The sequence below is a fragment of the Streptacidiphilus melanogenes genome, assembly GCF_000787835.1.
GTDB classification, from domain to species: domain Bacteria; phylum Actinomycetota; class Actinomycetes; order Streptomycetales; family Streptomycetaceae; genus Streptacidiphilus; species Streptacidiphilus melanogenes.
In genome coordinates, this window is sequence record NZ_BBPP01000002.1 from 412,677 (window position 1) to 431,848 (window position 19,172).

11 protein-coding genes are annotated in these 19,172 nt (G+C 72.0%); 7 read left to right on the forward strand and 4 right to left on the reverse strand.

Going from position 1 to position 19,172, the window contains the following annotated elements:
* The 5 genes from TR49_RS03760 to TR49_RS03780 form a co-directional block, all read left to right on the forward strand.
* A partial coding sequence (locus tag TR49_RS03760; protein ID WP_052433974.1) for an AMP-binding protein occupies nucleotides 1-1,351 on the forward strand: 1,351 nt, incomplete at its 5' end.
* A 96-nt stretch (nucleotides 1,352-1,447) separates the two neighbouring features.
* A complete protein-coding gene (locus TR49_RS03765; protein ID WP_042377144.1) occupies nucleotides 1,448-1,819 on the forward strand; it encodes a YciI family protein in 372 nt (123 codons plus the stop codon).
* Nucleotides 1,816-3,042, forward strand: a complete 1,227-nt coding sequence (locus TR49_RS03770) for an RNA polymerase sigma factor (protein ID WP_042376972.1) — start codon at nucleotides 1,816-1,818, stop codon at nucleotides 3,040-3,042. Before TR49_RS03765 ends, TR49_RS03770 begins: the two co-directional genes overlap by 4 nt.
* Before the next feature lie 95 nt (nucleotides 3,043-3,137).
* Nucleotides 3,138-4,211, forward strand: a complete 1,074-nt coding sequence (locus TR49_RS03775) for a PucR family transcriptional regulator (protein WP_042376973.1) — start codon at nucleotides 3,138-3,140, stop codon at nucleotides 4,209-4,211.
* A 32-nt stretch (nucleotides 4,212-4,243) separates the two neighbouring features.
* Complete coding sequence (locus TR49_RS03780; protein ID WP_042376975.1) at nucleotides 4,244-4,945, forward strand: Clp protease N-terminal domain-containing protein; 702 nt, start codon at nucleotides 4,244-4,246, stop codon at nucleotides 4,943-4,945.
* Between the two features lie 164 nt (nucleotides 4,946-5,109).
* Here TR49_RS03780 and TR49_RS39600 read toward each other — a convergent pair whose 3' ends face one another.
* From TR49_RS39600 to TR49_RS45185, 3 genes are all read right to left on the reverse strand, one after another.
* Entirely contained in the window at nucleotides 5,110-10,146 is a 5,037-nt protein-coding gene (locus TR49_RS39600) for a DNA repair ATPase (RefSeq protein ID WP_052433976.1), read from the reverse strand.
* Nucleotides 10,147-10,217: 71 nt separating this feature from the next.
* The gene (locus TR49_RS03790; RefSeq protein WP_042376976.1) at nucleotides 10,218-12,335 is read right to left on the reverse strand and encodes an SPFH domain-containing protein; all 2,118 of its coding nucleotides are present in this window, start codon (nucleotides 12,333-12,335) and stop codon (nucleotides 10,218-10,220) included.
* A 69-nt stretch (nucleotides 12,336-12,404) separates the two neighbouring features.
* The gene (locus tag TR49_RS45185; protein WP_052433977.1) at nucleotides 12,405-12,857 is read right to left on the reverse strand and encodes a hypothetical protein; all 453 of its coding nucleotides are present in this window, start codon (nucleotides 12,855-12,857) and stop codon (nucleotides 12,405-12,407) included.
* Between the two features lie 565 nt (nucleotides 12,858-13,422).
* On the opposite strand from TR49_RS45185, the gene TR49_RS39610 reads away from it, so the two are divergent.
* Nucleotides 13,423-14,457 carry a GNAT family N-acetyltransferase gene (locus TR49_RS39610; RefSeq protein WP_152627037.1) on the forward strand — a complete coding sequence of 345 codons (1,035 nt, stop codon included), beginning with the start codon at nucleotides 13,423-13,425 and terminating at the stop codon, nucleotides 14,455-14,457.
* 989 nt (nucleotides 14,458-15,446) lie between these two features.
* Here TR49_RS39610 and TR49_RS03805 read toward each other — a convergent pair.
* Complete coding sequence (locus TR49_RS03805) at nucleotides 15,447-17,555, reverse strand: DNA gyrase/topoisomerase IV subunit B (RefSeq protein WP_042376980.1); 2,109 nt, start codon at nucleotides 17,553-17,555, stop codon at nucleotides 15,447-15,449.
* Nucleotides 17,556-18,146: 591 nt separating this feature from the next.
* Here TR49_RS03805 and TR49_RS03810 point away from each other — a divergent pair.
* Nucleotides 18,147-19,172, forward strand: a 1,026-nt coding sequence (locus TR49_RS03810) for an ATP-binding protein (protein ID WP_042377150.1), incomplete at its 3' end; no start/stop codon positions are given.

Below are 19,172 nucleotides of genomic sequence, written 5' to 3' on the forward strand. Positions count from 1 at the left end.
CGCGGCGAGCCTCGGCGGGGCGCGGCGGGTCGCGTTGTGGTCGACGCCGACGCTGGAGACGGCCGTCGGCGCGGTCGCCGCGCTCGTCGCGGGCGTGCCGGTGGTCCCGCTGAACCCGAAGAGCGGGGAGCGCGAACTCGCGCACGTCGTCGGCGACAGCACGCCCGAGCTGGTCCTCGCCGCCGCCGGCGAGGAGCTGCCCGGCGCGCTCGCCGGCCTGCGCGTGGTCACCCCGGAGCTCTCGCCCGGCGACCCCGGGGCGGCATGGCCCGCCGAACCGGACGACGAGTCGCCCGCGCTGGTCATCTACACCTCCGGGACCACCGGCCCGCCGAAGGGCGCGGTCATCCCGCGCCGCGCGGTCCGCGCGACGCTGGACGCGCTGGCCGAGGCCTGGTCGTGGACGGGCGACGACGTGCTCGTGCACGCCCTGCCGCTGTTCCATGTGCACGGGCTGGTGCTCGGGATCCTCGGCCCGCTGCGGCGCGGCGGCAGCGTGCGGCACCTCGGGCGGTTCTCCACCGAGGGCGTCCGGGACGAGCTCGCGTCCGGGGCGACCATGCTCTTCGGCGTGCCGACGATGTACCACCGGATCGCGCAGGACCTGGACGCGGGCGACGCGGGGCTGGCCAAGGCGTTGGCCGGCGCGCGGCTGCTGGTCTCCGGCTCGGCCGCGCTGGCGACCCGCGACCACCGCGCGATCGAGTCGGCCACCGGCCGCCGTGTGGTCGAGCGGTACGGCATGACGGAGACGCTGATGAACACGAGCGTCCGGCCGGGCGCGGACCACCGGCCCGGCACCGTAGGGACGCCGCTCGACGGCGTGGAGCTGCGGTTGGTCGACGAGGCGGGAGCGCCGTTCGCGGCGGCGGACGCCTGCGACGGGGAGACCGTCGGCGAGGTCCAGGTGCGCGGCGCGAACCTGTTCAGCGGCTACCTGGGCCGCCCGGACGCGACGGCGGAGGCCTTCACCGAGGACGGCTGGTTCCGCACCGGCGACATGGCCGTGCTCGACCCCGACGGCGCGGTCCGCATCGTCGGGCGCAAGTCGACCGACCTGATCAAGAGCGGCGGCTACAAGATCGGCGCGGGCGAGATCGAGAACGTGCTGCAGGACCATCCGGCCGTCGCCGAGGCCGCCGTGACCGGAGAGCCCGACCCGGATCTGGGAGAGCGCGTCGTCGCCTGGATCGTCCCGGCCGACCCGGCCGCGCCGCCGTCCGCCGACGAGCTCGCGGCGCACGTCGCGGCGCATCTCGCCCCGCACAAGCGCCCGCGCGAGGTCCGCCACGTCACGGCGCTGCCGCGCAACGACATGGGCAAGGTGATGAAGCGCGCCCTCGGCGTGTGACGGCTCTGTGCTCCGCCGATGTCAAGACGGCGACGGCGGCTCCGACCACCTGTCGACGGGCCCCGCGAGGGGCCGGTGAACGACAAGGAGTACGAGATGAAGTTCCTGATCAGTATGCACATCAACCCGGCCGTGCTGGACGCGCTGACCGACGAGGAGAAGGCGGCGATCGGCGCGGGGCACGGCCGGTTCATCGCGGAGCTGAAGGAGTCCGGCGAGCTGATCACCACCCAGGCGCTGGTCGACCCGTCGCAGGCGGCCGTGGTCACCGTCCGCAACGGGCAGCCGGTGGTGACGGACGGGCCGTTCCTGGAGTCCAAGGAGTTCCTCGGCGGCTTCTACCTGGTCGACTGCGAGAACAAGGAGCGGGCGGTCGAGCTGGCCGCCAGGATCCCGGACTGCGCGATCGAGGGTCTGGGCGTCGAGGTGCGTCAGGTGATGTTCTCCGACGGACACTTGGAGGCATGACGGCGCCGACGGCCCTGGAGGACCTGCTGCGTGAGCTCACGCCGCAGGTCCTCGGCGCGCTGGTGCGGCGCTACGGGCGGTTCGAGGGCTGCGAGGACGCCGTCCAGGAGGCCGTCCTCGCCGCCGCCGTCCAGTGGCCGTCCGAGGGCCTGCCGGACAACCCGCGCGGCTGGCTGACCACCGTGGCCTCCCGGCGACTGGTCGACCAGTTGCGCAGCGACCACGCCCGGCGCGAACGCGAGACGGCGGTGGCCGCCGAGTCCCTGGCCGAGGCCACGCCGGAGGAGATCCCGAACACCGACGACACCCTGGTGCTGCTCTTCCTGTGCTGCCACCCCACGTTGACGGCCGCCTCGCAGACGGCCCTGACGCTCCGCGCGGTCGGGGGTCTCACCACGGCCGAGATCGCGCGCGCCTTCCTGGTGCCGGAGGCGACGATGGCGGCCCGGATCAGCCGGGCCAAGCAGCGGATCAAGGCCGCCGACAGCGCCTTCACGCTGCCGCAGGGCCCGGAGCGCGAGGAGCGGCTCCGAGTGGTGCTGCACGTGCTCTACCTGATCTTCAACGAGGGCTACACCGCCTCGTCAGGCGACACCCTGCACCGGGCCGACCTGGCCCGGGAGGCGATCCGGCTGACCCGCCTGGTGCACGCGCAGCTGCCCGAGGACGGCGAGGTGACCGGCCTGCTCGCGCTGATGCTGCTGACCCACGCCCGCCGCGACGCCCGCACCACGGCCTCCGGCGACCTCGTGCCGCTGGCCGAGCAGGACCGCACGCGGTGGGACCGCGCGCTGGTCGACGAGGGCACCGCTCTGGCCCGGGCCTCCCTGGCCGGTCCGTCGCTGGGGCCGTACCAGCTCCAGGCCGCGATCGCCGCCACCCACGACGACGCAGCCTCCGCCGAGGAGACCGACTGGGCGCAGGTGCACGCCCTCTACCTGATCCTGGAACGCATCGCGCCCAACCCGATGGTCACCCTCAACCGGGCCATCGCCCTCGCCGAGGCGAAGAGCCCGCAAGCCGGGCTGGAGCTGCTGGCGACGCTGGACGAGGACGAGCGGATGGCGCGTCACCACCGGCTGCTGTCGGTCCGTGCGCACCTGCTGGAGCGCACCGGGGACCCGGCCGCCGCCTACGACCTGTACCGCCGCGCGGCGAAGGCCACCGCGAGCCTCGCCGAACGCCGCTACCTGGAGTCCCGCGCCGCCCGGGTGCAGCCGTAGGGCCTGTCGTCCCGGCGATAGCGGTCGTACGTCCACGGTGCAGCGGGTACGCTGACGCGTCGCTGTCGCTGGGTGCGCGGGGGAGGAAGCGGGAGTTGGCCACCGTCAGAGCTGAGTCGCAGGAGTCCGCGTCGCACGGGCAGGACGCGTGGACGCGGACGCTGGAGGAGGTGTCCCACAGTGGCCGCCGACTGCGCCGCGAGGAGCTGGAGGCGCTGCGTGCGTACGGCGACCACGCGGCCGAGGAGGGACGCGGACTCGCCGAGCTCGTCGACGAGCGGCTGGTCGCGACCGGCCGGGTGTGGGAGGGGCGTCCGGTGGAGGCCGCCGAGATGGCCGCCCTGCGCGCCGCGGTGGCCGCCCTCGCCGCCGGGCACGGCCTGGCCTACCGGGAGCGGCTGCGCCGCGAGGAGGCAGGGCGCCGGCAGTTCGTCGCGGACCTGCTCAGCAGCCGCAGCGACGTCGGACGGCTGGCCGAGCACGCCGAGCGGTTCGGGCTCAACCTGGCCTGCGCGCACGTGGTCGCCGTCGCCGAGGGCGACGGCTACGGCCTGGACGACCCGCTGGTCCGCGGCCTGGAACGGCAGCTGCTGGGGCGCTTCGGCGACCAGGAGGTGCTGCTCGCGGTCAAGCACGGACGGCTGGTGTGCATCGTGCCCTCCGGCCCCGGGGAGGAGGCGGTGGTCAAGGCGTTCGCCGAGCTGACCAAGGGCCGCCGGGTGGTCGTGGGCCGCCCGCACAGCGGACCCGGCGGGGTGGTCCACTCCTACGAGGAGGCACGTTCGGCCCTGGAGCAGGCCGGTCAGCTGGGGCTGCCCGAACAGCTGCTGCGCGCGGCCGACCTGCTGGTGCTGCCGGTGCTGCTGCGGGACCGCGACGCGCTGGAGGAGCTCGTGCGCAGCGTGCTCGGTCCGCTGCACAAGGCCCGCGGCGGGCCGAGGCCGCTGCTGGAGACGCTGACCGCGTACGCCGACTCGCGCTACGTCACGGCCGAGGCGGCACGCCGCCTGGGGCTGAGCGTCCGGGCGCTGGCCTACCGGATCGCGCACATCGTGCGCCTGACGGGCCTGGACCCGGACGACGCCCTCCAGCGCTACACCCTGGAGACGGCCGTCTTCGGCGCGAGGCTGCTCGGCTGGCCGGACCAACCCGCGTCAACTTCATCTTGACGATCGAGCGGGCGTCAATCTACCGTTGACGCATGAGCCCACTCAACGTCAGTCTTGCCGACCTGATCGCCCGTCTCGACGAAGAGCTCCCCGACGCGGACGCCCTGGCCCGCATCAGCGAGGCCCAGCTGCGCTCCCAGACCCTCTCCGACCTCGGCGACCAGCTCGTCGGCCACTACGTCGGCAAGGCCAAGCAGGCCGGCGCCTCGTGGAGCGAGATCGGCGACGCCATCGGGGTGTCCAAGCAGGCCGCCCAGCAACGCCACGCGCCGAACGCGTTCGAGCGTTTCACCGACCTGAACCGGCACGTCGTCGTGCTGGCGCAGGAGTCCGCCCGCACCCACAAGCACGACTTCATCGGCACCGAACACCTCCTGCTCGGCCTGCTCGGCGAACCCCGGGGTCTGGCCTACGAGTTGCTGACCGCGAAAGCCGGGTCGGAGCAGCGCGTCCGCGACGCGGTAGCGGAGGTGCTGCCGCCGTCCGGGCGAAAGGCGCTGCGCGGCCACATCGCGTTCCGGCCGGAGAGCAAGCGGGCCCTCGCGCAGGCGTCCCTCGCGTCGGCCGACCTCGGCCACGACTGGGTCGGCACGGAGCACACGCTGCTGGGCCTGATCCGCGTCGAGGAGAGCCCGACCGCGCGGATCCTGCGCGACCTCGGCTTCACGTCGAGCGAACTGCACGAGACGGTCAGGACCGAGGTCGCCGAACGGTTCGGCTCGCACGACGCGTAGCCACCGCACGCCGGGCGAGGCGGGCGCGGCCAGCACAACGCCCGCCCGTCAACTCCCGCGTGGACGCCCGTCAGCTCCGGGCGTGGAACGCCCGTCACTCCCGCGTGGACCTCCCGTCAACTTCCCGCGTGGAAGGCTGGTCAGCTTCCCGCATGGAAGGCCGGTCAGCTTCCCGCGTGGACCGCGCACAGGGCCTGCCAGCGGGCGGTCTGTTCCGGCGTGGCGCGGCCGCGCAGGCGGGCGAGCGCCAGCAGGTTGGCCTCGGCGGCGTTGCCGAGGGTGCGGGCCTCGGCGAGGTAGTGGTCGTCGAGCAGCGCCTCGACCTCGGCGTCGCTCTGGACCGGATCGATCCGGGCGGCGAGCTGCGCCATGGTGCGGTAGGAACCCTGCAGCAGGAACGGCGGCTCCGTCCGGGAGTTCTCCTCCTGTGCGGCGGAGGCGATGTAGGCGCTGTTGACGGCGAGGACCGTCCGCTGCACCCGGCGCAGCCGGGTGAGCGTCGCGACGGCCCGGTCCAGTTCCGGCACGGGCCGGGTGAGCTGGTCCGCCTGGGCGGCGGGGTCGCCGTCGGCGAGGGCGACGAGCAGCCGCAGGTCCGCCGGGTCGCTGCCGACGAGCGGGGCCAGCACCGGGTTGGCGGCGAGGGCGTTCTCCAGGAAGGACAGTGCGAACAGGTCCTGATGTCCCGTCAGCACCTCGCCGAGGTTCCAGACGTCGGCGCGGTTCGCGAGCATGTCGGGGATCTCGAAGCGCTGTCCGTTGGCGGTGTACGGGTTGCCGGCGAGGCAGACGGCGAAGCGGCGGCCGCGCAGGTCGAAGCTGCGGGCGACGCCGTCGCTGACGGCCTCCACGCGTCGCTGGGTGTCGCAGAGCGGGATGAACTTCTGCAGCAGCTCGGCGGAGACGTGCTGGATGTCGTCGACGTGCAGCAGCACGTTGCTGCCGGCCTCCAGAGCGAACACGATCTTGTCGACCTCCCGGCGGGCCGCGGCGTCCGGCGCCCGCTCCGGGTCGAGCGAGGTCGTGCCGGAACCGAGCGCCGGGCCGTCGACGCGGACCATGAGCAGGCCGAGACGGTCGGCGACGTACTCCAGCAGCGTGGTCTTGCCGTATCCGGGCGGCGACAGGAGCAGCAGCAGCCCGCTGCGGTCGGTGGTGGTCGTGGCGTCGAGCGTGCCGAGCTGCTTGGCCAGGTTGTCGCCGACCAGCGGCAGGTAGACCTGGTCGATGAGCTGGTTGCGGACGAACCCCGCGAGCGGCTGCGGCCGGTAGTCGTCCAGACGCAGCCGGGCCCGCTCGGCGGACAGGACCTCCGCGCGCTGTCGCTGGAAGGCGCGGAAGGCCGGGGCTCGCTCCTCGCGGAACGCCCGAGCCCGGTACGGCAGTTCATCGATGCGCACGGTCAACCGCCCGTCCCTGACCCGAGGGTGGGCGCCGAGCAGTCCGGTGACGGTCTCGCTGACGGCCGCGCCGACCTCGTAGCGCGGCAGCTCGGGCGCGCACAGGTGGGCGACGGCCTCGGCGAGTTCCCCTCCGTCCACCGCGGGTTCGTCGTCCGCACCGGCCACGTCGCCAGCGCGGGCGGCCGCGTAGGCGCCGAGCCAGGCGGCGGCGAGCTGGTGCCGGGCGGCCAGGTCCTCGTCGAGGGCCTTGAGATCCGCGCCGAGGGCCGGTGCGGCGTCGGTCTGCCCGAAGCCGTCGAGGAGCGTGCGGGCCGCGACACCGACCGCGAAGCCCTCACGCGGGTCCGCGAGTTCGGCGACCAGGTAGTCGCCCGTCCGGGACGAGGACGGCAGACCGAGCGAGGCCGTGAACCCCGTTGCCGCTATGGAGAGTTCAGCCGCCAGATCGGACAGGGCGGTCCCCGTGCCCTGCGCGCCGAAGTGGGCGCGGGCAAGCACGAGGGAGCGGGCGCGGCGCTGCCATGCGGCGCGCTCGGCGTCGGTCGCGCCGTAGGCCCAGAACAGCTGCGCGGCCGCGCGGACCTCGGCCGGATGCGCCAGCAGTCCGGCCCCGGCGCGCAGTCGCAGCAGCGCGTCCAGGATGAGCGCGGCGTCGTGGTCGTGCACACCGCGCTCGTAGCCCTCGTCGTAGGCGCGCTCGGCTGCGCGACGGACCCTGTCGAGCAGACCCTGCCGAGCGGGGTCCGCGGCGAGGTCGACGGCGGGATCGAGGAGCGGGGTGAGGACTGGGCTGGAGGCGGGGTCGAAGGCGGGGTCGAAGGCGCCCTCCGGGCCGGGCCGCCAGGCGACGTCCGGACCGATGTCCGTGCTCCCCGCCGAGCCTGACCCGGAACCAGGACCGGAGCCGGAGCCGTGACCGGGCGCCGAGCCGCCGCCGTGGCCGAGCCCGGCGCCGCCGTCCGAGCCGAAGCCGGTGCCGAACGCCGCGCCGAGCCCGGTCCCGAGCCCCGTCCCGAGCCCGGTATCGGCACCGCCCGCGTCCGGTAGCAGCGCGGCGGCGAGGTACTCCGCCCGGTAGAGCGCGGGCGACTCGCTGACCAGCGGCTGGGTCCAGAACTCACGGCCGTCCAGCAGCTGCGGCAGCCGCGCGGGGCGGCGGTAGCCGGTGCCGGTGACGAGGAAGGCCAGGCCCTCGCCGTCGGGCTGCAGGGTCAGTTCGACCGGCTCGCGGCGGACCGCGAAGCGGTGCCGGCCCAACCGGACGCTCGCGCCGCCGTCCGCAGAGAGGTCGGCGCGATCGCGCAGCTCGCGCAGGGCGGTGCGGACGGCGCCGGTCAGGCCGTCCTCCAACTCCTGTGAGCGCACCTGGTCGTCGAGCGCGCGCAGCTCCTCGGCCGCCGCGCGCACGCGCACCGCCATCGGGTCGGCGGCCTGCGCGCCGTGGATGTCGGCCGCCGAGCGCAGCCCGGCGAGTCGGCGGCGCAGCGCCTCCAGGGCGCGCTGGGCCGAGGCGGCGACCCGGTCGGCGCGCGCGGCCGCCTCGTCCAGCAGGGTCTGCCGTCGCGCGGTGAAGGCGTGCCGAATCTCCTCGCGGCGCAGGGCGAGGTCCGCGGCGAGGTCCTCGGCCTCGGCGAAGCGGGCCTCCAGCCCGTCCACCCGCAGCAGCAGGCGCGCCAGTTGGTCGTCGCAGGCGGCAGGGCTGTCGGATGCGGTGAGCGCGGCGGTCGTCGCCTGGGCGAGCAGGGCGGACTCGGCCGCGTGGGCACCACGGTGCTCGGCGTCGAGCAGCGCGCGGCGGCGGTTCGCGAGCACGGCGCGGGCGCGGTTGACGGCCGCCAGCACCTCGCCGATGGCGAGCAGCACGGCCGTCCCGGCGGCCGGGTCGGCGGCGACGGCACCGGTCACCAGGTCGGTGACGGTGGCCAGTGCGTCGGCCTGCCCGGTGAGGCGGTCGGCCAGCTGCGCGGCCTCGGCCGCCGTGGCGACCGACTCGGCCTCCTCGGCGGCGTGGCGGGCGGCCGACAGCGCCGCGTCGAAGGCGTCGGGCCCGGCGAAGAAGGCGAACGCGCGCTCGGTCGCGGCCGTCAACTCGGCCGCCAGGTCCGCCTCCACGCGGTCGAGCGCCGCCAGGTCGAGCTGCGGCAGCTCCCGCAGCAGCCGGGTGCGGCCCTGAGCCTGCCGCAGCTCGGCGAGCAGACGCGTCCAGGCGTCGGCGTCGGTGGGCGGCTCCCCGTGCGAGCGGCGGACCAGCGACGCGGCCTCCTCCCTGGCCTGCTCCAGCGCCTGCGCGGCGCGCGCGGCCAGCCCCCTGATCCGCGCCTGCTCGGCGGCCACCTGCTCGGCTGCTTCCCGCAGTTCGCCGAGCGGTTCGAGCAGGCCGGTGTCGGCCAGCCAGTAGTGGCGGTCCGCCGCCTTGGCGCACGCGTCCAGGATCAGCTCAGCGGAGACCGCGGCCGGGTCATCCCCCTCGGTGGCGGCCGTCGCCGTGCGCACGACGTCGAGGCAGTCGGCGATCCCGCGCACCAGATCCGCGTTGCCGATCCGCTCCAGCGGGCCGTCGCCGACCTCTTGGGCGGCGGCGTGGTCGGGCGACTGGAACGGCGTCTGCCACAGCTGGAGTTCGTGCGTGCGTACCGGCTCACGGTCCGGCTTGAGCAGCACGAGCGTGCCGTCCGGGAGCAGGGTGTGCGCCGCCCCGTGCAGCGCTGCGCCGGCCTCGCGGCGGACGGTGTTCCACGGCAGCAGCAGCACCTGCGCGCGACCGGGCCGGTGCAGCACGTAGAGCAGGTCCTCGCCGTTGGGCGAGGGCAGGACGGCGTCGAAGCGAAGCCCGCTCGCGCCGTCGCCGCCGTCCGCAGGACCGCTCTGGTCCATCCGGAAGGCGCGGTGGGTTCCGTCGGCCAGCTCGTAGCCGCCGGGGAAGATCAGGCCCTGCTCGGCCGGGAGCAGCCGGGCGCCGAGGCCCAGCGAGTCCTGCCGACGCACCGATCCGGTGCGGAGGTTGACGACGAGGTGCCGGTCGGCGGGCTCGTTGTAGGGGCGGATCCGCAGGAGCAGCAGCGGTCCCGTCTCCGCGTAGGCGACGGCGGCGTCCGCCAGGCTCTGCAGCGGCTCGTCGACGGGCTCCTCGAAGAGGGTCCGGTCGCCGGGGACGGTCCGCACGGTGAGGCTGCCGCCGGTGGTGGCGACGGAGACCGAGCCACCGCCGCCGTCGATCCGGATCCTGCCGTGGTCGTGGTGCTCACGCCCGGTCGTCGTCCAGGGCAGCTCGTAGACGGGCGGCTGCGGCAGGTCCCGCTCGCCGTGGTTGCCCAGGTACTCGACCCGGTCCTCGCTCAACTGCCAGCTGAGGACCCGCTGGTCGCCGTCGTTCCCGCCGGTGCGCAAGACGGCCAGCAGTCGGCCCGACGCCGTCCGCACCAGGTCGGCGAGGCGGGCGTCGCGGTAGTAGCGCAGCAGCTCGGCCAGGTCGCGGTGGAACCGCTCGTCGTCCAGCAGGCCGGGGACGGCGCCGGGCTCCAACGCCGAGCCGTCCAGGGCGTGCAGGGAGAGCAGTCCGGCGTCGAGGGTCGGCGCCGTCGTCCCCAGCAGCAGGACGCCGGGCCGGACGGCGACGACGCCGCACGCGGCGCCGTCCCCGGCGGTCCGCGGCCGGGCCGAGGCGGCGAGCTCCAGCGTGCGGGAGCCGAACGCCTCCTGCCGCCGGGCGTTCAGCTCGGCCGCCCGCCGCCCCAACTCCGCCGCACGCTCGGCGAGCCGTGCCCGCAGGATCTGGTAGGTGCCGTCCTCGACGCCCATGACTGCTTCCCGTGTCCCTTTGCCCTGTTCCGTGCCCGACGATCCCGCACGCCTCTCGGCGCCTGCTGGAGTCACTTACCCGTGCTGACGGCTGCGGCCGTGCCGGTCGTGCCGTTGACGCCGTTGGCCCCGTTCGCGCCCGCCGCTCCCTTCGCGCTGTTCACGCTGTTCGCGGCGCTGAGGAGTCGCGACGGATCCAGCGGGAGCGAGCCGTCGGCCGCGCCGCCGCCCAGCAGCTTCATCAGCAGGGCCAGGTTCCAAGGCCCGCCGGCCGCCAGCGAGCGCAGCACCTCGGTGGCGTCGTCGCCGAAACTCCGGTCGCCGTTGAGCCACTCGGCGCCCAGGGCCTTGACGGTCTCCGAGCCCTGCACCGCGCCGTCGATGGCCTTGCCGAGGGACACCGCGCTGACGACCTTCTCCAGGAAGACGCTGTCCCCGCCGACGATGTCGATGTCCGCGCTCTCCAGGCCCGCGGCGAGCACCGACGCCTGCGCCTCGGCGACCTTGGCCTGGACCTCCAGCGCGGCGAGCCGCACGTCCTTGTCGGCGGCCAGGCGCAGCCGGAACTCCTCGTGCGCGCGGGAGACCTCGTCCAGCGCGGCCATCGCCGCAGCCTTCTTCTCCAGACCGATCGCCTCACCGAGCAGCTTCTCGCGGATGGCCGCGGCCTCGGCGTCCGCCTTGCGCTCCGCGACGGCGGCCTCGGCCAGGCCGACCTTCTCGATCGCGGCGGCCTTCTCCTTCATGCCGGCCGCCTCGCCCTCCAGCCGGGCGCGGACACCCGCGGCCTCGGCCAGGGCCTGACGCTCCGCCACCTCGGCCTCCGCCAGGCCGGCTGCACCGGCCAGCGCGCGCTCGCCCTCGGCCCGGCGCACGTTGGCGGCGGCCTCCAGCTCGGCGCTCTTCTGCCCGGCCTCGGCCAGCACCAGCTGCTCCTTGGCCTTCAGGTGCGCGGCCTGCTCGGCGGCCTCGGCCGCCTTGATGTCCTTGACCAGCTGCTCCTGCGCCTCCGCCTCGGCGGCGATGATCACGGACTGCCGAGTGCGCTCGGCCTCCTGGACCACACGGACCCGCTTGATCTCCTCCTCCTGCTCCGCGACCGTCCGCTCCACCGCGATCCGCTCGCGCACCACCTCGGCCACGCCGCGCCGCTCGACCTCGACCTCCTTCTCCATCCCGGCCTGGGCGAGCTGCACCTCCCGGTCGCGGTTGACGACCTCCAGCAGCCGGTCCTTCTCGATCCGCTCGGACTCCACCGCGAGCACGCGCTCACGGTTCTTCTCCGCGACGGCGATCTCCCGCTGCTGGTTCTCCCGCTGGACGCCGAGCAGCTCCTCGGTGCGCAGCAGCGCGCTGTGCGCCTTGAGCCGCTCCTCCTCCTGGACCATCGCCGTGGCGGCCTCCTCCTGCGCCTTGAGGGTCTCGATCCCCTTGCGCTGCCGGATCTCCGCCTCGGCCCGGCGCCGCTCCAGCTCCAGCACGGCCTCGCGAGCGTCGACGTCCTGCCGGGTGATCTCCATCTGCTCGTTGCGCTGGAAGTCGTTGGTGCGGATGTGCTCCAGCGCGGTCAGCTCGGTGATCTTCCGAATGCCCTGTGCGTCCAGGATGTTGGTCGGGTCGAGCTGGGCCATCGGGGTCTGCTCGAGGTGGTCGATCGCCGCGTCCTCGAGGTGGTAGCCGTTCAGGTCGGTGCCGATGGCCGCGATGATCCGGTCCCGGAACTCCTCGCGGTGGGTGTAGAGGTCGGCGAAGTCGAGCTGCTTGCCGACCGTGCGCAGCGCCTCGGCGAACTTGGCGCTGAACAGGTTCTGCAGCGTCTCCTGGTGGCTGGCCCGGTCGGTGCCGATGGCCTGGGCCACCTTGATGACGTCCTCGACGGTCTTGTTGACCCGGACGAAGAAGGTGATCTGGATGTCCGCGCGGATGTTGTCCTTGCAGATCATCCCCTCGCGGCTCTTACGGGTGATCTCGATGGTCTTCACCGAGATGTCCATGACCTCCGCGCGGTGCATCATCGGCAGCACCAGCGCACCGGTGAACGTCACGCCGACGCCCTTGGGCCGGGAGACGATCAGGGCCTCGCCCTGCACGACCTTGCGGAACAGCCGGCCGAAGAGCAGCAGCGTGCCCAGACCGATGAGCAGGAGAACGGCGACGAGCACGCCGATACCGATAGTGACAACAGACATGGCTGTTCCCTTGGACTCACCTTGCCGCGAATGAAGTGAAGAGAGTGAGCAGGCTGAAGCGACGCCGCGTCAGCCGCTCGGCGACGGAGCGGGCATGACCCAGAAGAACTCGCCGTCGGCGTCGTAGTCGTAGATGAGCGCGGACACCCCGGCCCGCAGCGTCCCGCCAGGCCCGGCCGCGTCGTCGAGGCTCTGCCGGACCTGCACCACGGCGGAGGAGCCGTCCTCGGACCGGACCTCGGCCTGCCCGAAGTCGGGCCCCACCCGGCCGGTCCGGATCACACAGCCGAGCCCCACGAAGTCCCGCCGTGTCGGGGGCGGAGGCGGCTCCGGCATCATCCGCCGCAACGGCGCCACCAGCAGGCGGGCCCCGGCCCACCCACCGAGCAGCGCTGCCGGCAGCAGATACCACCGGCCGCCGCCTCCGCCGACCCATTCCCGGCCCACCAGCGCGCTGAACCAGGCGAACGCGACCACCAGCGACACCGCCACCGTGATCGGCACCCCGCCCAGCCCCAGCACCCGCTGCAGGCCTCCATGCCCGTGGCGTCCCCCGTCGTGACCATGGCCGTGATGCCCCCCGCCATGCCCACCACCTTGCGCACCGTGGTCCCCATGGCCGCCATGCCCCGCATGACCGCCATGCCCCCCGTGACCACCGTGCCCGCCCCGGGCCCCGTGCAGATGCGCTCCCCCGACGAGCACCAGGACCCAGTACCCCACCACCACGACCAGCGCGAAAGTGAAGACCACGGTCGGATAACCCGTGACCGCCCCCAGAAAGCCCCGCACTTGCTCTCGCCTGCCTCTGCACGTCCCCCGACGGCCACACCCCGTGAACCGCCCGGCGCCAGCGTGGCAGCGCCACCACCGTCCGCACACTGCACGATCCCGGCAGTCTTAGCGCCCTCTTAACGTCCTGGATCAGCTCACATCGCTGTGGCACTCGTCAGCGTTGTGCGGGGCCACGACGACCGTGCGGGAACCCACCCCCGCCGCTTCGACTCACCTCACCGGAGCAGGCTCCGCGCGGCCTGTGACACTGATCAGCGGGACACCTGTCGTCGAGGCCCAGGGGGACGTCCAAATGAGCCTGGAAGTAGCACCGTTCACACCGGAGCGGGCTTCACCGGAGGAACTGCGCGAGTGGTACGAACTCTTAGCGGAGGTATCCGTCGCGGACTTCCCGAACGACCCGGTAGTGCCGCACGACACCTACGTCCGGCGGTTGCGCGAATCCGCCACGAGCCTGAGGGTTCGACGCCACTGGGAGGCACGTGACGCCGGCCGGCTGGTCGGCCCGGCAGCTGCCAACTTCCGGACGGGGGAGAACAGCGGCTACGTCGACGTCGCCCTCCGGGTGCCGACGCAGAACCGTGGGTCCGGAATCGCCACGGAACTGCTCCGGGCGGTGCTGCCGGAGATCCACGCGCACGACTGCCACACGATCTCCGGCGAGGTGATCACCGGGACGGCGGGCGAGCAGTTGACGAACGCCCTCGGCTTCCGGACGGTCCTGCGACTCACCTCGCACCACCTGGACGTCACCACCACGGACCGCGCCCGGTGGCAGGCGGAGCCAGCGCCCGGCTTCCGACTCCGCCAGTGGACGGACGCCGCGCCGGACGACCTGATCCAGAGCTTCGTCCACGCGCGCAACACCATGGCCGACCAGCCACTCGGCGACATGAGCTTCAAGTACCCCGTCTGGACGGTGGAACGGGTCCGTCAGCTCGAGGCCGACCTCCTCAAGGCCGGGCAGTCACGCCGATACGTCGCGGCCATCGACGAACGCAACGGCGTGGTCGCGGGCTTCACCGAGATCGCCATCAATCCCGGGCAGGAGAGCCACTGCCACCAGGTCGACACAGGCGTCCTGCCGGAATTCCGCGGTCTCGGGCTCGGCCTGGCGATGAAGTCCTCCATGATGCGCTGGCTCACCGCCGACCTCCCCCACCTGGCACAGGTGGACACGATGACGGCATCCGAGAACACCCACATGATCGACGTCAACACCCAACTCGGCTACGAGCCCGCCTACACCCTCGCCAGCGTCGAAACCGACCCCGCCACGCTCGAATCCCGCCTGAACCCATCATCTCGGCTCCCCACAGAGGGCTGACACCCAACCCTCCCTGCTGGCAACCGGTTGCCGTCATCTACACCCGTCAGGGCCCGGTCCGGTGTTGCGACGGCGACCGCGATCGGCATCGACGACAGTGGGGGACGGGGAACGAGTCGCCGAAGTGAATCAGGCGCCGGCCGCCGACTCGCACGGCGTTGCCACGTGGATCGGCATTCGCGACTTGGTTGCGCGACCTCACCGACCCCGGGCCGCTCCGACGCGACCCGAGTTGTGCCCACCGAACCCCGAACAACGACGAAGGGCCAGTACGAGAGGTTCACGCCTCCCGAACTGGCCCTTCTCACGTCTTCGCGATCTCTCGCGAGTGGAGCCCCCTGTCGGGTTCGAACCGACGACCCCCGCTTTACAAGCCCCAGATGGATCATGACGGTGCGTGATTACTAATGCCGTGTGGTGCTGTTCCTACTGGTCAGCACCACACGGTCCGTCACGCCGTCCGCTGCGGGCTGCCCCGTGCTGGCACGTCCGCTCACGCATCGCTCACGCAATAGGTGCACCCGCCGGCCGCTCTCAGCCTTGCGAACACGCGCCCCTCGTCTCAAGCGAGGCAAGGACGCCGAGCCGGGCCGTCATTGGAGCGCCGCCTCGATCGCTTCAACGATTCCGCCGTAAGCGGGTGGATCCGGTTGGGCCATGTCGCCGCGTGTTGTACCGTCCAAAGGCGTCTGTCCACCGGCTGTCCACCGGAAGGCATCCCCCTGAGCATGGCTTATGTCTCCCCGACACCAAGCCACTCTTTCCATTCGGCCTGACCGCGATCTTCGAGGCCGCTTGTAGCGAGCCCACAAATTGCATCCAGCGTCAGCAGATCCCGGAATACCGGGGCTGGCCCCTTGCCCGGTCGCCAGCCACGACACCAACCCGGCCACGCGCTCGACCGGGCAGGCCGAACGGGCGCCCAGGTGGACACAATGGCCGCGGGCTTTCCCACCACCGCGCTCGAGACGTGGCGCGGCTCGCAAAGGTCAGATGTCGATGCGGGAGCGGTCGAGCAGGGCCGCGGAGTCGACGATGAACTCCTTGCGCGGCGCCACGTCGTTGCCCATCAGCAGGTCGAAGACCTTCTCGGCGCCGTCCAGGTCGCCGAGGTTGATCCGGCGCAGGACGCGGTGGCGCGGATCCATGGTGGTCTCCGCCAGCTGGTCGGCGTCCATCTCACCGAGACCCTTGTAGCGCTGGATCGGGTCCTTCCAGCGCTGGCCCTTGCGCTGGAGCTCCAGCAGCGTGTTGCGCAGCTCGCTGTCGGAGTAGGTGTAGATGTACTTCTCCTGGCCCTTGCGCGGGTTGGTCAGCTCGATCCGGTGCAGCGGCGGGACGGCCGCGAAGACCCGCCCCGCCTCGACCATCGGGCGCATGTAGCGCTGGAACAGCGTCAGCAGCAGGCAGCGGATGTGGGAGCCGTCGACGTCGGCGTCGGCCATCATGATGACCTTGCCGTAGCGGGCCTGGTCGATCTCGAAGGTGCGGCCGGAACCGGCCCCTATCACCTGGATGATCGCGGCGCACTCGGCGTTCTTGAGCATGTCCGAGACGGAGGCCTTCTGGACGTTCAGGATCTTGCCGCGGATCGGCAGCAGCGCCTGGAACTCGGAGTTGCGGGCCACCTTGGCGGTGCCGAGCGCCGAGTCACCCTCGACGATGAACAGCTCGCTGCGGTCGACGTCGTCGCTGCGGCAGTCGGCCAGCTTGGCCGGGAGCGAGGAGGTCTCCAGCGCGGTCTTGCGACGCTGTGCGTCCTTGTGCTGACGGGCGGCGACACGGGTGCGCGCCGCCGCGACGACCTTGTCCATCACCGAGCGCGCCTGCGCCTTGGCGTCGCGCTTGGTGGAGGTCAGGAACTCCTTGAGCTCCTTGGCCACCACGTTCGCCACGATCCGCTGGGCGGCGGAGGTGCCGAGCACCTCCTTCGTCTGCCCCTCGAACTGCGGCTCGGCGAGACGCACGGTGACCACGGCGGTCAGGCCCTCGAGGACGTCGTCCTTGGTGATGTCGTCCTCGGCGACGCGCAGCAGCTTCATCGCCCGCAGCACCTCGTTGACCGTCTTGGTCATCGAGCGCTCGAAGCCGGCGACGTGGGTGCCGCCCTTGGGCGTGGAGATGATGTTGACGAAGGAGCGGACGGTGCTGTCGTAGCCGGTGCCCCACCGCAGGGCGATGTCGACGCCGAGCTCGCGGACGACCTCCGTCGGGGTCATGTGGCCGAGGTCGTCGAGGACGGGCACGGTCTCCTTGAAGGTGCCCTGGCCGGTGAGGCGCAGCGTGTCGCAGACGGGCCGGTCCGGCGCCAGGAAGTCGCAGAACTCCGCGATGCCGCCGTCGAAACGGAACACCTGCTCGTCCACGGGCGCGCCGTCGACGCCGCGCTCGTCGCGGACCACGATCGTCAGGCCGGGCACCAGGAAGGCCGTCTGCCGGGCGCGGTTGTGCAGGTTCTCCAGGGAGAGCTTGGCGTCCTTGAGGAAGATCTGCCGATCCGCCCAGTAACGCACCCGGGTGCCCGTCTTGCCCTTGACTACCTTTCCGATAACCGTCATACCGCCGGCAGGTCGGAATGGGGCGTCAGGGCCCTCGCTGTCGAAGGTCCCGGCGATGCCACGCCGAAAGCTGATGGCGTGGGTAGCGCCATGCCGGTCTACCTCGACGTCCAGTCGGCAAGAGAGGGCGTTCACCACGGAGGCGCCGACGCCGTGCAGACCACCGGAGGCGGCGTAGGAGCCGCCGCCGAACTTGCCGCCGGCGTGCAACTTGGTGTAAGCGATTTCGACACCGGACAGGCCGGTCTTCGGCTCGACGTCGACCGGGATGCCGCGTCCGTTGTCGCAGACTTCGAAAGATCCGTTTGCGCCGAGGATGACCTCGATCCGGTCGCACACACCCGCCAGGGCCTCGTCCACGGCGTTGTCGATGATCTCCCACAGACAGTGGGTCAGACCGCGGCTATCCGTGGAGCCGATGTACATGCCCGGACGCTTGCGAACCGCCTCCAGCCCCTCAAGAACAAGCAAGTGCCGCGCGGTGTAGGAGGAATCATCCCTGGCTGACTTCTTCCCGGGAGGGATGGACAGGTTGCTCACGCGGTTCTCCTCGGACCCAGGCTGTGTACGGAGTGGACGGCATGTCCAGATCGCACGCACCAACGACGGCGTGCGCACCACTGCGCCACCGCTTCTTCGGACGTCCGTCGGACTCGGCGCACACTACCCCGCGTACGTCCATGCCAGAACGGAACGACTGCCACGCGGAGCGCTCTCCTGAGCCCAGGTGGAGTCATGACAACCCGGCAGATCCGATCACCTTCACCCAGAGGTGAAGTAGCCGCCACCCCCCCTCCCCAGGCCCGCTCGGGGCCTTCCTGGGGCAAGCTGGAGCGGCTTTTTTGGTGGTCCGCCGAGAGATCGACCAGAAGCGCCTGGATGGCCACCTAAACGCTTGACCGCCCACCGCATGTGGGGGGATGAGCAGCTGGGGCTCCCAGAGGTTCCCAGGCGCCTTTATGTCAGCTCTCGACAGACTCTGTCGCGTGTCTCGGGTATGCTGGGCCAGCCAACTGGCCTGCCGGGGGATGTCTCCTGAGTGAGATCCAGTCAGGGGCTGGCATCCCCAGCCGACAGACACCACACAATGCTGCGGACGCTCCGCCAATGCGCCTTGGGAGCGCGGCTGCGATGTGCAAGAAAGGGTGCTTCGTGACCGAGACCAACGAGTCCAACTACACCACTCCAGCTTCTGCCAGCGACGCGGCAATCACGGCGGCGCCCTCGTATGACGCTGGAGCGATCCAGGTGCTGGAGGGGCTTGATGCCGTCCGCAAGCGCCCGGGCATGTACATCGGCTCCACCGGCGAACGCGGTCTGCACCACTTGGTGCAGGAGATCGTCGACAACTCAGTCGACGAGGCACTTGCAGGCGTCTGCGACACGATCGACGTCACGATCCTGGCTGACGGCTCGATCCAGGTCGTCGACAACGGCCGCGGAATCCCAGTGGGAATCCATGCGGGTGAGCAACGTCCGGCCGTCGAGGTCGTGCTGACCGTGCTGCACGCGGGCGGCAAGTTCGGCGGCGGCGGCTACGCCGTCTCCGGCGGTCTGCACGGTGTCGGTCTGTCCGTCGTGAACGCACTGTCGACCCGCCTCGCGGTGGAGATCAGGACGGACGGCTACCGCTGGACCCAGGAGTACAAAGCAGGTGCGCCCGTCGCGCCGCTGGCCCGGCACGAGGAAGTCTCCGAGACCGGGACCACCATCACCTTCTGGGCCGACCCGGAGATCTTCGAGACCACCGAGTACTCCTTCGACACCCTCTCGCGTCGATTCCAGGAGATGGCGTTCCTCAACAAGGGCGTGACCATCACGCTCACCGACGAGCGCCCGGACCACACGGACGACGAGGGCAAGCCGAACGCGGTCCGCTACTTCTACGAGGGCGGCATCTCCGACTTCGTCCAGCACCTGAACTCCCGCAAGGGCGAGCTCATCCACCCCACCGTCATCGACTTCGAGGCGGAGGACACCGAGAAGAAGATGTCGGTCGAGATCGCCATGCAGTGGAGCACCTCCTACAACGAGTCGGTGCACTCGTTCGCGAACATCATCCACACCCACGAGGGCGGTACCCACGAAGAGGGCTTCCGGGCCGCGCTCACGGGTCTGGTCAACCGGTACGCGCGCGACAAGAAGCTGCTGCGTGAC